This is a genomic window from Cellulomonas sp. NEAU-ZC6, assembly GCF_056844425.1.
On sequence record NZ_JBXFYH010000001.1, the window covers coordinates 2,028,619 to 2,041,790 of the forward strand.

A 13,172-nucleotide genomic window follows, 5' to 3' on the forward strand; every position below is an offset into this window, starting at 1 on the left:
CGCGGGGTACGGTCGGGGCGTGCTCGCCGCCTTCGTGTCGTCGTTCTCGTCCGACTCCCCGCTGGCCGGGCTGACCGTCGGGGAGCGACCCGAGCCGGAGCCCCGCGAGCACTGGACGACGGTGGACGTGCGGGCCGCCGCGCTGAACCAGCACGACCTCTGGTCGCTGCGCGGCGTGGGCCTGCGCCCGGAGCAGCTGCCGATGGTGCTCGGCACCGACGGCGCCGGGGTGACCCCCGACGGGCGCGAGGTCGTGGTGCACGCGGTGGTCGGCGGGGCCGGCGGGCACGGCGTGGGCCCGGCGGAGCCGCGGTCGCTGCTGTCCGAGCGCTACCCCGGCACGCTCGCCGAGCGGGTGGCCGTGCCGACGTGGAACCTGGTCGACAAGCCGGCCGAGCTGTCCTTCGTCGAGGCCGCGTGCCTGCCCACCGCCTGGCTCACGGCGTACCGGATGCTGTTCACCACCGGCCGGGCGCAGCCCGGCCAGCGGGTCCTGGTGCAGGGCGCCGGCGGGGGCGTCGCCACGGCAGCGACCGTGCTGGGTGCGGCCGCGGGGCTCGAGGTCTGGGTGACCAGCCGGGACGCGGACCGGCGCGCGCGGGCCGTGGCGCTCGGCGCCGCCGGGGCGGTCGAGCCCGGCGCGCGGCTGCCGGGACGGGCGGACCTGGTCGTCGAGACCGTCGGCGCGGCGACCTGGTCGCACTCGGTGCGGTCCGTGCGTCCGGGCGGGACGATCGTCGTCGCCGGTGCGACCACGGGCGAGCCGGAGCGGATGGAGATCCAGCGGATCTTCTTCCTGGAGATCGCCGTGCTCGGCGCGACGATGGGCAGCCGGCAGGACCTGGAGCAGCTGCTCGCGTTCCTGGCCCGCACGGGGGTGCGTCCGGTCGTCGACTCCACGGTTCCGCTGGCCCGGGTCGCCGACGGCCTGGCACGCTTGGCCGACGGCGCCCAGTTCGGCAAGGTCGTCGCCGAGATCTGAGCGAGGGGGCGGGGCGCACGTGGCGGGACGCTGGCAGACCGACGTCCTGGGCGAGGACTACCGCGTCCGCACCATCGAGCTGGAGCCGGACGACGAGGGCGAGGTCGTCGCCAGCCTGGTCCGGTACGCGCCGCCGACGCCGGAGCCGCTGCGCCCGTCGCGGGCGGTGCTCTACGTGCACGGCTGGTCCGACTACTTCTTCCAGACCGGGCTCGCCGAGTTCTGGCACGGGCAGGGGGCGGCGTTCTACGCCCTGGACCTGCGCAAGTACGGCCGCAGCCTGCGCCCGCACCAGACCCCCGGGTACGTCACCGACCTGCGCACGTACGACGAGGAGATCGAGGCGGCGCTGGCCCAGGTGCACCGCGACCTCGGCACCCGGGCCCGGGTGATGCTGATGGGGCACTCGACCGGCGGCCTGATCACGGTGCTGTGGGCGAACCGGAACCCCGGGCGCGTCCACGGGCTGGTGCTGAACTCGCCCTGGCTGGAGCTGCAGGGTGCGGCGGTCGTCCGGCACATCAGCGCGCCGGCGGTGCAGCGGCTCGCGCGGCTGCAGCCGAAGGCCCCGCTGCCGAACATCGACCCGGGGTACTACGCGCGCACCCTCCGGGCCGCGGACGGCGGCGAGTGGACCTACGACGACGCCTGGCGCCCGGTCCCGTCGTTCCCGGCGCGGGCCGGGTGGCTCGCGGCGGTGATGGCCGGGCACGCGGAGGTGGCGCGCGGCCTGCACATCGGCACCCCGGTGCTCATGCTGGCCTCGGCGCGCACCGTGATCAGCCCGCGCTGGAGCGAGGACATGCGGGCGGCCGACGTCGTGCTGGAGGTCGAGCTGCTGGCCCGGCGCGCCGTGCAGCTGGGGCCTCTGGTGTCCGTGGTGCGGATCGCCGGCGGGCTGCACGACCTGACGCTGTCGGCCCCGCCGGTGCGGGCGCGGCTGTACGCCGAGATCAGCCGCTGGACCGCGGCGTACGGCTGGTCCTGACCGGCGTCAGCCCCCCCGGCCGACGCCCTCGCCGAGCGTGGGGCCGTCGTCCCCGAACCGCCACACCCGCCAGCCGTCGGTCGGCCGCTCCAGGTCGGCCGCCACGGAGGCCGCGGCATCGGGGTCCGCGTGCACGCTGCCGTCCGGGAGCTCGATGAGCCCGTCGGCGCGCAGGGTCGCGACCAGCCGCTGACCGCGGCGCACCCGCAGCCAGACCAGCTCCATCGCCTGCCGCTCGGCGGCGGCCAGCGCGGCGAGCTCGGGCAGCGGCGTGGTGTCCTGCGCGTGCCGGTGGCGCTCGCCGTCGGCGTCGGCGCCCGGGGTGTCGTCGGTGACGGGCGCCATCAGCGTCGTCTCGTCGGCCCGGGCGGCGGGGCGTGCCGGCTCGGGCTCTGGCGCCGCGTGCCGGTGCGGCCCGTGGTCGTCGGTCGCGGGCTGCGGTGCCCCGGCGGGCACCACCGGCGTCGGGTCGGTGACGGCGGCCGGGCGGCGCCGCGGGACGGTGACCCGGGCGGGCGCCTGCTGGTCGGCGGCGCGGACCGCGGCGACCGCGCCGGTGCGCGGACCGGGCTCGACGGCGCGGCGCGGCGCGGCGGACCAGGTGAGCGGCGAGACGTCCAGGTAGCGGCGGCCGCCGGGTCCCTGCGTCACCCCGACGCGCAGCACCTCGACGTCGCCCGTGGCGGTGACGTGGTCGACCGCGTCGGCGACGTCCTCCGCCACGTCCGCGCAGACGACGACCAGCCGGGCGCCGGCCCGGGCCGGGGCCTGCGCCTGCAGGAACGGCGCGCGGTCGCGGAACACCGCGAGGTCCGCCTCGAAGGCCTCGCGGCCGCCGTGGTACATCCGGGCCAGGTCGGCGTGGCTCAGCCGGGCGGCACCGCCGGCGTGCCGCAGCGCCCGGACCAGGCCCGCGGCGTCGAGCAGCTGCACGACCTCGACGACGACCGGGCGCGCGCGGGCGTCCAGCGCGAGCAGGTGCGGACCGCCGGAGCCGCCCTCGCGCACGGTGAGCACCTGCTCCCCCAGCAGGTCGGACACGTGGTCCGCCACCAGGGTGCTGGACTCGGCCTCGAAGGAGTCGGCCCGGGGCCGCATCGGCTGGACGACGCTGCTGCGGCCGCCGTCGAGCTCGAAGATCGCCATCAGAACGCTGCTTCCTTCCCGCGGCCGCTGCTCGACCACCGTCCGCCGCGTCGCCGCGGCGTGGCGGTCACCCGCCGTCGCCCGTGCCCGGTGCCCGCGTCCGCGGTGCGCGCACCACCGGACGAAGTCTGTCAGGTCCGGGACCGGCTCCGGCCACGGATCCACCCATCTGCACCAGATGTCCACGCGCGCGCGTCACGAGGACAGGTGCGCCTCCAGCCGGTCCACCTTCCCCGTGAGCTCGCCCGTGTGCCCGGGCCGGATGTCGGCCTTGAGCACCAGGCTGACCCGCCCGGCGTGCCGCCCCACCGCCTCGGCGGCGCGGCGCACCACGTCCATGCACTCGTCCCACTCGCCCTCGACCGTCGTGAACATCGCGTCGGTGCGGTGCGGCAGGCCGGACTCCCGGACCACGCGGACGGCGTCCGCGACGGCCTCGGTCACGGACTCGCCCGCACCGAGCGGGGACACGGAGAACGCCACGAGCATGCGTCCCACCCTGGTGCACCGAGGACGCCGAGTCCAGTCCGCGCGCCGACCCATCCACCGGCCCGCGGGCTCCGAACCCGGTGCGCACACCGACACCGACCGCGGGGACGTCCCCGCAGAGGAGATCACCATGAGCCAGTCCGCCAACCGCCTCGTCGGCGGCGTCTTCGGCGCCGTGTACCTGCTCGTCGGCATCGCCGGCTTCTTCGTGAGCTCGGGCGCCGACTTCGCGGGCACCGAGGGCGGCACCCTGATCGTCTTCGAGGTCAACCCGCTGCACAACATCGTGCACCTGGCCATCGGCGCCGTGCTGCTCGGTGCCGCCTCGTCCTCCGTCCGCGCGGCGCGCGGGGCCAACACCGCCGTCGGGGCGGTCTACCTGCTGGTCGGCCTGCTCGGGCTGTTCCTGGTCGGGTCGTCGGCCAACATCCTGGCGCTGAACGGCGCGGACAACGTCCTGCACTTCGCCAGCGCGGTCCTGCTGCTGGGCGTCGGCCTCGCCGCCGACCGGGCCACCGCGGACGCGACCACCGCCCGCCGCGCGGCATGACCGCCCCGCTCGCCGCCGGGTACCGCCCGCACGGGGCGCTGCTCGGCGGCCACCCGGTCGCGCGTTCCCGGCCGGCGGGCGGCGCCCGGGTCGTGCCGGACGGCACGGCGGCCGACGCCGAGGGTGCGCTCGCGCTGACCGGCCGGACCTGGGCTGCGCTCGGCGCGCTCGGGTTCGGCCTGGTCGCCAGCGGCACCGGCGCCGGGCACCTCGAGCACCACCCCGCGGTCGGCGTCGCGCTGGCCGCCGCCGGCATCACCGCGATCGGCTGGGCGGTGCTCGCGCTGCGCGGGCCCGCACCGGCACCGCGCGCGGCGGTCGCGGCGCTCCTGGTCGCCGGCCCGGCCACGCTGCTCAGCGCGCCGCTCACCGGCACCGCCACGTCCGCCGCAGAAGGCGCCGCGCTGGTCCTGGCCCTGGGCGCGGCGATCCTGCTGGCGCTCGGCCGGCGGGCCGCCGGTGCCCCTGATCGCCCGGGCCGCCCGCACCGCCTCGGCGGCGCCGGCCAGGCGGGCGTGCTCGCGCTCGGCGCCCTGCTGGTCGCCCTGGTGACCGTGCCGGGGCTGGCCGCCACCGAGGCCGGCGCGCACGCCGTCCCGCACGGCAGCCACGGGCTGCCCGCGCAGCCGGGTCACGCCGGGCACTGAGCCCGGCCCCACGAACCCGCGCGGCGCCGGCCGGGACGGCTCCCCCGGCGTCGCGCGGCCCCGCACAGCCCGCGCGTCGACCCATCCGCACGCGCTGGCGCCCCGCGCCGTACCCGCGCCCTCCGCGGCGGCGAGGTCGTCACATCCCACCGAGGTCGTCACTCGTATGTGACGACCTCGGCCCGTTGTGACGACCTCGGGCCGGTGCGAGGACCTCGGGCCGGTGCGACGACCTCGGGCCCGGAGCGCGGGCCGCACGCACGAACGCCGCAGGCCCGGGCCCCCGAGGGGGTCCGGGCCTGCGGCGTCAGGAGGGGAGGCCGGTCAGGCCGCCTCGTCCTCCGAGGTCAGGTTCCGGGTCTTGTTCTGGTCGACCAGGATGCCGGGGCCGTTCGTGGTGGAGACGGTCGCCTTGGTGATGTAGCGACCCTTCGACGCGGACGGCTTGAGACGCAGGATCTCCTCGAGCGCCGCCGCGTAGTTCTCGACCAGCTGGACGTCGGAGAACGACGTCTTGCCCACGATGAAGTGCAGGTTCGCGTGCTTGTCGACGCGGAACTCGATCTTGCCGCCCTTGATGTCGGTGACAGCCTTGGTCACGTCCATCGTCACGGTGCCGGTCTTCGGGTTCGGCATCAGGCCACGGGGACCGAGCACCTTGCCGAGACGACCGACCTTGCCCATGAGGTCCGGGGTGGCGACCGCGGAGTCGAAGTCGGTGTACCCGGCCGCGACCTTCTCGATCAGCTCGTCGCCGCCGACCTCGTCCGCACCGGCGGCGCGGGCCTGCTCGGCACGCTCACCCGTCGCGAACACGATCACGCGGGCGGTCTTGCCGGTGCCGTGGGGCAGGTTGACCGTGCCGCGGACCATCTGGTCCGCCTTGCGCGGGTCGACGCCGAGGCGCATGGCGACCTCGACGGTCGCGTCGTACGTGGTGGTCGAGGTGGCCTGCGCCAGGCGGATGGCCTGGAGCGGGTTGTAGACCTCGGTCGCGTCGAACTTCTCGAGCGCGGCGCGGTACGCCTTGCTGTGCTTCGTCATCTGCTCTCTCTCTTCTTCAGCAGTCGTGGTCGTCGGGCCGCACAGGGCCCTGCCACTCCCGCGCCCGGGAGGTTCCCGGGCGCGGGTCGTACCCGGGCGGTCAGCCCTGGACGGTGATACCCATCGAGCGCGCGGTGCCGGCGATGATCTTCTCGGCGGCGGCGAGGTCGTTGGCGTTGAGGTCCTCGAGCTTGGTCGAGGCGATCTCGCGGACCTGGTCGGCGGTCAGCGTGGCGACCTTGACGGTGTGCGGCGTGGGCGAGCCCTTGTCGACACCGGCGGCCTTCTTGATGAGCTCCGCGGCCGGCGGGGTCTTCGTGATGAAGGTGAAGGAACGGTCCTCGTAGACCGTGATCTCCACCGGGATCACGTTGCCGCGCTGGGCCTCGGTCGCCGCGTTGTAGGCCTTGCAGAACTCCATGATGTTGACGCCGTGCTGACCGAGCGCGGGGCCGATCGGGGGCGCGGGGGTCGCCGCGCCGGCCTTGATCTGGAGCTTGATGAGGCCGGTGACCTTCTTCTTCGGGGGCATGAGCCACCCTTTCTTCTCTCGTGGGCCGACGCCGTGGGCGATGACCCGGTTGCAGTGCTGACGAACCCGCCCGGGGGCAGGGTCAGATCTTGGCGACCTGGCTGAACGACAGCTCGACCGGGGTCTCCCGGCCGAAGATGGAGACGAGGACCTTGAGCTTCTGGTTCTCGGGGCTGATCTCGGAGATCGTGGCCGGCAGCGTGTCGAACGGGCCGTCGGTGACGGTCACGGACTCGCCGACGGTGAAGTCGACCTCGATCGGGGTGGCCGACTTCTGGGCACCGGCGGCGGCGGGCGCCGTGGGCTTGGCCTCGATCGTCGGGGCGAGCATCGAGAAGACCTCGTCCTGCGTCAGCGGGACCGGCTGGTGGGTGTGGCCCACGAAACCGGTGACGCCGGGGGTGTGCCGGACGGCGCCCCACGACTCGTCGGTGAGGTCCATGCGCACGAGGACGTAGCCGGGGATCCGGACGCGGCGCACGACCTTGCGCTGCGCGTTCTTGATCTCCACGACCTCCTCCATGGGGACCTCCACCTGGTAGATGAAGTCCTCCATGTTGAGGCTCTGCGTGCGGTTCTCGAGGTTCGTCTTCACGCGGTTCTCGTAGCCCGCGTAGGAGTGGATGACGTACCAGTCGCCGGGCTGCGTCCGCAGCTGCGCCTTGAACGCCGCGACCGGGTCCTCCTCGACGTCGGGCTCGTCGCCCTCGTCGGTGCCGGCCTCGGTCTCGTCCTCGTCCGCCGCGACCTCGCCGACGGTGCCGTCGGCGTCGTCGCCGACCTCGGCCGTCTTCACGTCGTCCGTCGCGTCGACGGACTCGTCGGTGCCGGCCGCGGGGGCCTCGACCGCCTCGATCGACGCCAGGGCGTCGTCGAGCTCGGACTCGGCGGCACCCGTACCGGGCTCCTGCGATTCCTGCGACACGTGACAACCTGCTTTCTGCTGCGGATGGTGGTGCTGGCCGGACGTGCGCCCCGGCGGGGGGCGCCGCGGAGGATCAGCCCCCGAAGATCCAGAACGTCGCGCGGCCGACGACCAGGTCGACCAGGGTCACGAAGGCCATCACGACGACCACGAACACGAGGACGACGCCCGTGTAGGTGAAGAGCTCGTTCCGCGTCGGGCGGACGACCTTCTTGAGCTCCGCGACGACCTGGCGGACGAACAGGGCGATGCGCGCGAACAGGCCGCGCTTCTTCTCCTGGCGGGCGGGCCTGTCGCCACCGGTCCGCTCAGCGGGCTCGCCCGCGTCGGACGCCGCCACGGGTGCCGAGTCGCTCACCTGATCCGTTCCCCTACGTTCGCGACGCCGGCCGTCGCCGGACGCCTCATGTCCCCGCGGGCCCGGCCCGAGGGATTCCTCGAGATGGAGACGCGGTCCGTGACCACACGAGCAGGGCAGGCGAGACTCGAACTCGCAACCGCCGGTTTTGGAGACCGGTGCGCTACCAATTGCGCCACTACCCTACGGATCGCGACGCCGTCGTGACCGCCGCTGCGGGACCAGCCCGGGCGCGGCACATCATGGCGGACGTCAACCACCGAGGGACCACTGTACGCGACGCGCGGACCGGGGTCGAACCGCTCCGCCGACGGCGGACGTCGGGCGCGGGCCGTGCGGGCGGACGCCCCCGCGCCCGCCCGCGGAACTCTGCGAGGATGGCCGGGTGAGCGCGCCCGCCCAGCCCAGCCAGCCCAGCCAGCCCGCCCCCGCGGCCCCGACCACGCCGGCCCGCCGCGTCTCGCAGCGCGTCGGCGGCATCGCCGAGTCCGCCACCCTGGCCGTCGACGCCAAGGCCAAGGCCCTCAAGGCCGCCGGCCGCCCCGTGATCGGCTTCGGCGCCGGCGAGCCCGACTTCCCGACGCCGGACTACATCGTCGAGGCGGCCGTCGCCGCGGCGCGGGAGCCCGCGAACCACCGCTACTCCCCCGCGGGCGGCCTGCCGGTGCTCAAGGAGGCGATCGCGGCCAAGACGCTGCGCGACTCCGGCTACGCGATCTCCCCCGCCGACGTCCTGGTGACCAACGGCGGCAAGCAGGCGGTCTACCAGGCGTTCGCCACGCTGCTCGACCCGGGCGACGAGGTCCTGCTGCCCGGGCCGTACTGGACCACCTACCCCGAGGCGATCCGCCTGGGCGGCGGCGTGCCGGTCGAGGTGATCGCGGGCGTCGACCAGGGCTACAAGGTCACCGTCGAGCAGCTCGAGGCCGCGCGCACGCCGCGCACCAAGGTGCTGCTGTTCTGCTCGCCGTCCAACCCGACGGGCGCGGTCTACTCCCCGGAGCAGACGGCGGAGATCGGCCGCTGGGCGCTGGAGCACGGGATCTGGGTCGTCACCGACGAGATCTACGAGCACCTCACCTACGACGGCGTCGTGTCGACGCCGATGCTGCGCGCGGTGCCCGAGCTGGCGGACACCACCGTGGTGCTGAACGGCGTCGCCAAGACCTACGCGATGACCGGCTGGCGGGTGGGCTGGCTGGTCGGCCCGTCGGACGTGGTCAAGGCCGCGACCAACCTGCAGTCGCACCTGTCGTCCAACGTCGCGAACGTGTCGCAGCGCGCGGCCGTCGCGGCGCTCACGGGCGACCTGTCCGCCGTCGCCGCGATGCGCGAGGCGTTCGACCGCCGGCGCCGGACCATGGTCTCGATGCTGTCCGAGATCGACGGCGTGGTCATCCCGGCGCCCGAGGGCGCGTTCTACGCCTACCCCGCGGTCGAGGGCCTGCTGGGCCGCACCTACCGCGGCGTCACGCCCACCACCTCGGCCGAGCTGGCGGCGCTGCTGCTGGACCAGGCCGAGGTCGCGGTCGTGCCGGGTGAGGCGTTCGGGCCGAGCGGCTACCTGCGCCTGTCCTACGCGCTGGGCGACGACGACCTCGTCGAGGGCGTCGGCCGGATCCAGGCCCTGCTCGCCGAGGGCTGACCCGCGCGTCCACCGATCGGTGGACGCGCGGTCCCGTCCGCCGGTCGTCGCGGCGCCGGGGGCCGCCCGGCCAGGCTCGTCACCATGGACGACAACGACCTGGCGGTCCGGGTGACCGGGCTGGAGAAGCGGTACGGCGACAAGCGCGCCGTCGACGGGCTGGACCTCGAGGTGGCCCGGGGCGAGATCGTCGCCGTGCTCGGGCCGAACGGCGCCGGCAAGACGACCACGGTGGAGATCCTCGAGGGCTACCGGCGCCGGGACGCGGGCGAGGTCCGCGTGCTCGGCGTCGACCCGCAGACCGCCGGCCGCGCGTGGCGGTCCCGGATCGGGATCGTGCTGCAGACCAGCAACGACCTCGCCGAGGCGACGGTGTCCGAGCTGGTGCACCACTTCGCCCGGTACTACCCGGCGCCGCGCGACCCCGACGAGGTGATCGACGCCGTCGGGCTGCGCGACAAGGCCCGCACCCGCACGCGGCAGCTGTCCGGCGGCCAGCGCCGGCGGCTCGACGTCGCGCTCGGCATCGTCGGCCGGCCGGAGCTGCTGTTCCTCGACGAGCCGACCACCGGCTTCGACCCCGAGGCGCGGCACGCGTTCTGGGACCTCGTCACCGGGCTGCGCGACGGCGGGACCACCATCCTGCTCACCACGCACTACCTGGAGGAGGCCGAGCACCTCGCCGACCGGGTCGCCGTCGTGCGCTCCGGGCACGTCGTCGCGGTGGACACCCCGGCCGACCTCGGCGGGCGCTCCGCCCGGCGCGCGGTCGTCCGCTGGACCGAGGGCGGCGCCCACCACCAGGAACAGACCGACTCCCCGACGGCGCTCGTGCACGCGCTCGCCGGGCGGCTCGGCGGACCCGGCGGCGAGGTCCCCGGGCTGCAGGTGCTCCGGCCGACGCTCGAGGACGTGTACCTCGGGCTGATCGCCGACGACGAGGCGGCGTCCGTCCCCGCCACCCCCGCTCCCGCGCTGATGACCACGGAGGCCGCGCGATGACCGCCACGACCCTGCCCGCCGCCCCGGCGGCGGTGCGGCTGCCCGGGACCCTGCGCCTCGGGCTCGAGCGCTCCCGGTACGAGATCCGCGGGTTCTTCCGCGAGCGGGACGCGATCGTCTTCATCTTCGCGTACCCGATCATCATGCTGGCGATCTTCGCCACGGTGTTCGGCCAGGACGGCGCGGAGGTCGCCGACGGCGTCCCGTTCGCGCAGTACTTCCTGCCCGGGATGATCGCGACCGGCGTGCTGCTGTCCTCGTTCCAGTCGCTGGCGATCTCGATCCCGGTCGAGCGCGACGAGGGCGGGCTCAAGCGCCTGGGCGGCACGCCGCTGCCGGCCGCGGCGTACTTCCTGGGCAAGGTCGGCCAGGTGCTGGTCGTGTCGGTGGTCCAGGTCGCGCTGCTGCTGGTCGTGGCGGCGACGCTGTTCGACGTCGCGATGCCCGCCACCGCCGCGCTCTGGGGGACGTTCGCCTGGGTGTTCGTGCTGGGCGTCGCCACCGGCGCGGTCTGCGGCGTCGGGTTCTCCGCGCTGCCGCGCTCCGGCCGGTCCGCGAGCGCCGTGGTCACGCCCGTGGTGCTGGTGCTGCAGTTCATCAGCGGCGTGTTCTTCACCTTCTACGACCTGCCGACCTGGATGCAGCAGGTGGCGTCGGTGTTCCCGCTCAAGTGGATGGCCCAGGGGATGCGGTCGGTGTTCCTCCCGGACGAGGCGGCGTCGCTCGAGCCCGCGGGGTCCTGGCAGCACGGGGCGACGGCCGCGGTGCTGGTCGCCTGGCTGGTCGTCGGCCTGGTGGTCGGGGTCCGGACGTTCCGGTGGCGTCGCCGTGATGACGGCTGACCGGCCCGGGCTGCGCGAGACTGGGCGCCATGACGACGCCGGCGCCCCGGGGCGTGCCGCGGTGACCCCCGCGGCACGCCCTGGCGGCGCGCTCGCCGACGCGGAGCGGAGCCCCGCCGAGCGCGCGGACTTCTGGCGCCGGTCGCTGCTGGGCTGGGACATCGTGTTCTACCTGCTGCTCGCCATCAGCGCGGCCTCGATGGTCGTGGTCGACGGGGCGCCCCCGCTCGACGGGGCGACGGTCGCCGCCCTGGTGGCCTGCGCCGTCCTGCTCGTGGCGTACCTGGCGCTCGGCCGGCGCGGGGCGCTGCGCGGCGACGTCCGGATGACGCGGGCGTACCTGGTCGTCCTGGTGGCGGCGGTGACGCTGGCCGGCGGGGTCAGCTCGCTCGGCTCGATCATGCTGTTCATCGGGTTCTCGCAGATCTGGTTCTTCGCGTCCAGCCTGCGCGAGGGCGTCGTGGTGTCCACCGTGCAGGCCGTCGCGATCAGCGCGTCGATGGCGCTCCAGCTCCGGGCCACCGGCAGCGACCTGCTGCAGCTGGCCGGGCAGATGGCGGTCGGCCTGGCGTTCGCGCTGGCGCTGGGCATCTGGATCACCCGGCTGGCGGAGAAGTCCGAGGAGCGCGCCGGGTTGATCGAGCGCCTGGAGGCCGCGCAGGCGGAGCTCGCGGCGAGCAACCACGCCGCCGGAGTCCTCGCGGAGCGCGAGCGGATGGCGCAAGAGATCCACGACACCCTCGCGCAGGGCTTCACCAGCGTCGTCATGCTCGCGCAGACGGCGCAGGCGCAGCTGGACGCCGGCCAGGCCGACGCCGCCCGGGAGCGCTCCGCCCAGATCGAGCAGGTCGCCCGCGAGAACCTGGCCGAGGCCCGGGCGCTGGTCGCCGCCTTCGGCCCGGCGGCGCTGGCCGACGCGACCCTCGCCGAGGCCCTGGAGCGGCTGGGCGAGCGGTTCCAGGCCGAGACCGGCGTGCGGGTCGAGGTGGTGCTGGGCGCCGTCGGCCGCACCGACCGGGACGCCGAGGTGGTCCTGCTGCGCGCGGCGCAGGAGGCGCTGGCCAACGTCCGCAAGCACGCCGGCGCCCGCCGGGTGCTGCTGCGCCTGCAGCGGGACGACGGTGCCGTCGCGCTCGAGGTGCTGGACGACGGGCAGGGGCTCGCGCCCGGTACCGCCGAGGGCGTCGGGCTGCGCGGGATGCGGGACCGGGTGACCGCCGGCGGCGGCACGCTCGAGGTGGCCGGGGAGCCCGGCCGCGGGACGCGGGTGCGGCTGGCGCTGCCGCTGCACGACGACGAGGCACGGCCGCCGCTGCGGCCGGAGACGGGGACGGCGTGACGACGCAGGACGACCAGCGGGACGAGCGCGTGCGGGTGCTGGTGGCCGACGACCACCCGGTGGTGCGCTCCGGCCTGGTCGGCATGCTCGGCGTCGAGCCGGGCGTCGAGGTGGTCGGCGAGGCCGCCGACGGTGCCGCGGCCGTGGCCGCGGCGCACGATCTGCGACCCGACCTCGTGCTGATGGACCTGCGGATGCCGGTGCTGGACGGCGCCGCCGCGACCGCCCGGATCACCGCGGAGCTGCCCGGCGTGCGCGTGCTGGTGCTCACCACCTACGAGACCGACGCCGACATCCTGCGGGCCGTCGAGGCCGGTGCCACGGGCTACCTGCTCAAGGACACCCCGCGCGAGCAGCTGGTCGCCGGGGTGCGCGCCGCGGCCCGCGGCGAGTCCGCGCTGTCGCCGTCGGTGGCGTCCCGGCTGGTGCAGCAGGTGCGCGGCGAGTCGGAGCGGCTCACCCCTCGGGAGCTCGAGGTGCTGGCCGGCGTGGCGCGCGGGCTGTCCAACGCCGCGATCGGGCGCGAGCTGTTCATCGCCGAGGCGACCGTGAAGACGCACCTGCTGCGGTCGTTCACCAAGCTCGGCGTCGACGACCGCACCGCCGCCGTCACGGTCGCCATGCAGCGCGGGGTGCTCCCGGCCCCCTGAGCCGGGTGTCCCGGTGCGCCGGAGCGGGCGTCG

15 protein-coding genes and 1 tRNA gene are annotated in these 13,172 nt (G+C 75.2%); 9 read left to right on the forward strand and 7 right to left on the reverse strand.

The window, feature by feature from the left end; genetic code table 11:
* Positions 1 to 19: 19 nt before the first annotated feature.
* Positions 20 to 982 (forward strand): zinc-binding dehydrogenase, encoded by a 963-nt coding sequence (locus tag AC1050_RS09380; RefSeq protein WP_482387081.1) that lies wholly within the window; start codon positions 20 to 22, stop codon positions 980 to 982.
* A 19-nt stretch (positions 983 to 1,001) separates the two neighbouring features.
* Positions 1,002 to 1,970 carry an alpha/beta hydrolase gene (locus tag AC1050_RS09385; protein ID WP_482387082.1) on the forward strand — a complete coding sequence of 323 codons (969 nt, stop codon included), beginning with the start codon at positions 1,002 to 1,004 and terminating at the stop codon, positions 1,968 to 1,970.
* A gap of 6 nt (positions 1,971 to 1,976) precedes the next feature.
* On the opposite strand, the gene AC1050_RS09390 is transcribed toward AC1050_RS09385, so the two are convergent.
* Both AC1050_RS09390 and AC1050_RS09395 read right to left on the reverse strand, forming a co-directional pair.
* Positions 1,977 to 3,116, reverse strand: coding sequence for a restriction system modified-DNA reader domain-containing protein (locus AC1050_RS09390; protein ID WP_482387083.1), 1,140 nt, complete (start codon positions 3,114 to 3,116; stop codon positions 1,977 to 1,979).
* Between the two features lie 195 nt (positions 3,117 to 3,311).
* The gene (locus AC1050_RS09395; RefSeq protein WP_454050883.1) at positions 3,312 to 3,605 is read right to left on the reverse strand and encodes a thiamine-binding protein; all 294 of its coding nucleotides are present in this window, start codon (positions 3,603 to 3,605) and stop codon (positions 3,312 to 3,314) included.
* A 130-nt stretch (positions 3,606 to 3,735) separates the two neighbouring features.
* Here AC1050_RS09395 and AC1050_RS09400 point away from each other — a divergent pair, with 130 nt between their 5' ends.
* On the forward strand, positions 3,736 to 4,155 hold the full coding sequence (locus AC1050_RS09400) for a DUF4383 domain-containing protein (protein WP_482387084.1): 420 nt from the start codon (positions 3,736 to 3,738) through the stop codon (positions 4,153 to 4,155).
* Entirely contained in the window at positions 4,152 to 4,802 is a 651-nt protein-coding gene (locus AC1050_RS09405) for a hypothetical protein (RefSeq protein WP_482387085.1), read from the forward strand. The genes AC1050_RS09400 and AC1050_RS09405 overlap by 4 nt, the downstream gene beginning before the upstream one ends.
* A gap of 324 nt (positions 4,803 to 5,126) precedes the next feature.
* Here AC1050_RS09405 and rplA read toward each other — a convergent pair whose 3' ends face one another.
* The 5 genes from rplA to AC1050_RS09430 form a co-directional block, all read right to left on the reverse strand.
* Entirely contained in the window at positions 5,127 to 5,846 is a 720-nt protein-coding gene (rplA, locus tag AC1050_RS09410; RefSeq protein ID WP_482387086.1) for a 50S ribosomal protein L1, read from the reverse strand.
* Between the two features lie 100 nt (positions 5,847 to 5,946).
* On the reverse strand, positions 5,947 to 6,378 hold the full coding sequence (gene rplK, locus AC1050_RS09415) for a 50S ribosomal protein L11 (protein WP_454050879.1): 432 nt from the start codon (positions 6,376 to 6,378) through the stop codon (positions 5,947 to 5,949).
* A gap of 82 nt (positions 6,379 to 6,460) precedes the next feature.
* Positions 6,461 to 7,303, reverse strand: a complete 843-nt coding sequence (gene nusG / locus AC1050_RS09420; RefSeq protein WP_482387087.1) for a transcription termination/antitermination protein NusG — start codon at positions 7,301 to 7,303, stop codon at positions 6,461 to 6,463.
* A 73-nt stretch (positions 7,304 to 7,376) separates the two neighbouring features.
* Positions 7,377 to 7,661: a preprotein translocase subunit SecE gene (gene secE / locus AC1050_RS09425; RefSeq protein WP_482387088.1), complete on the reverse strand. Its 285-nt coding sequence runs from the start codon at positions 7,659 to 7,661 to the stop codon at positions 7,377 to 7,379.
* Between the two features lie 112 nt (positions 7,662 to 7,773).
* Positions 7,774 to 7,846 (reverse strand) — tRNA-Trp (locus AC1050_RS09430).
* Between the two features lie 200 nt (positions 7,847 to 8,046).
* On the opposite strand from AC1050_RS09430, the gene AC1050_RS09435 reads away from it, so the two are divergent.
* The 5 genes from AC1050_RS09435 (at position 8,047) to AC1050_RS09455 (ending at position 13,139) form a co-directional block, all read left to right on the forward strand.
* Positions 8,047 to 9,306, forward strand: coding sequence for a pyridoxal phosphate-dependent aminotransferase (locus AC1050_RS09435; RefSeq protein ID WP_482387089.1), 1,260 nt, complete (start codon positions 8,047 to 8,049; stop codon positions 9,304 to 9,306).
* Positions 9,307 to 9,390: 84 nt separating this feature from the next.
* Complete coding sequence (locus AC1050_RS09440) at positions 9,391 to 10,308, forward strand: ABC transporter ATP-binding protein (protein ID WP_482387090.1); 918 nt, start codon at positions 9,391 to 9,393, stop codon at positions 10,306 to 10,308.
* Positions 10,305 to 11,150, forward strand: coding sequence for an ABC transporter permease (locus AC1050_RS09445; RefSeq protein WP_482387091.1), 846 nt, complete (start codon positions 10,305 to 10,307; stop codon positions 11,148 to 11,150). Before AC1050_RS09440 ends, AC1050_RS09445 begins: the two co-directional genes overlap by 4 nt.
* Positions 11,151 to 11,211: 61 nt before the next feature.
* Positions 11,212 to 12,489 carry a histidine kinase gene (locus AC1050_RS09450; protein WP_482387092.1) on the forward strand — a complete coding sequence of 426 codons (1,278 nt, stop codon included), beginning with the start codon at positions 11,212 to 11,214 and terminating at the stop codon, positions 12,487 to 12,489.
* A complete protein-coding gene (locus AC1050_RS09455; protein WP_482387093.1) occupies positions 12,486 to 13,139 on the forward strand; it encodes a response regulator in 654 nt (217 codons plus the stop codon). Before AC1050_RS09450 ends, AC1050_RS09455 begins: the two co-directional genes overlap by 4 nt.
* Positions 13,140 to 13,172 lie beyond the last annotated feature (33 nt).

What these genes read in the sequence shown, in the direction of transcription:
- AC1050_RS09390 (WP_482387083.1), bottom strand. Translation starts at nt 3,116, where the DNA reads ATGGCGATCTTCGAGCTCGACGGCGGCCGCAGCAGCGTCGTCCAGCCG.
- AC1050_RS09395 (WP_454050883.1), bottom strand. Translation starts at nt 3,605, where the DNA reads ATGCTCGTGGCGTTCTCCGTGTCCCCGCTCGGTGCGGGCGAGTCCGTG.
- AC1050_RS09400 (WP_482387084.1), top strand. Translation starts at nt 3,736, where the DNA reads ATGAGCCAGTCCGCCAACCGCCTCGTCGGCGGCGTCTTCGGCGCCGTG.
- AC1050_RS09405 (WP_482387085.1), top strand. Translation starts at nt 4,152, where the DNA reads ATGACCGCCCCGCTCGCCGCCGGGTACCGCCCGCACGGGGCGCTGCTC.
- rplA (WP_482387086.1), bottom strand. Translation starts at nt 5,846, where the DNA reads ATGACGAAGCACAGCAAGGCGTACCGCGCCGCGCTCGAGAAGTTCGAC.
- rplK (WP_454050879.1), bottom strand. Translation starts at nt 6,378, where the DNA reads ATGCCCCCGAAGAAGAAGGTCACCGGCCTCATCAAGCTCCAGATCAAG.
- AC1050_RS09440 (WP_482387090.1), top strand. Translation starts at nt 9,391, where the DNA reads ATGGACGACAACGACCTGGCGGTCCGGGTGACCGGGCTGGAGAAGCGG.
- AC1050_RS09445 (WP_482387091.1), top strand. Translation starts at nt 10,305, where the DNA reads ATGACCGCCACGACCCTGCCCGCCGCCCCGGCGGCGGTGCGGCTGCCC.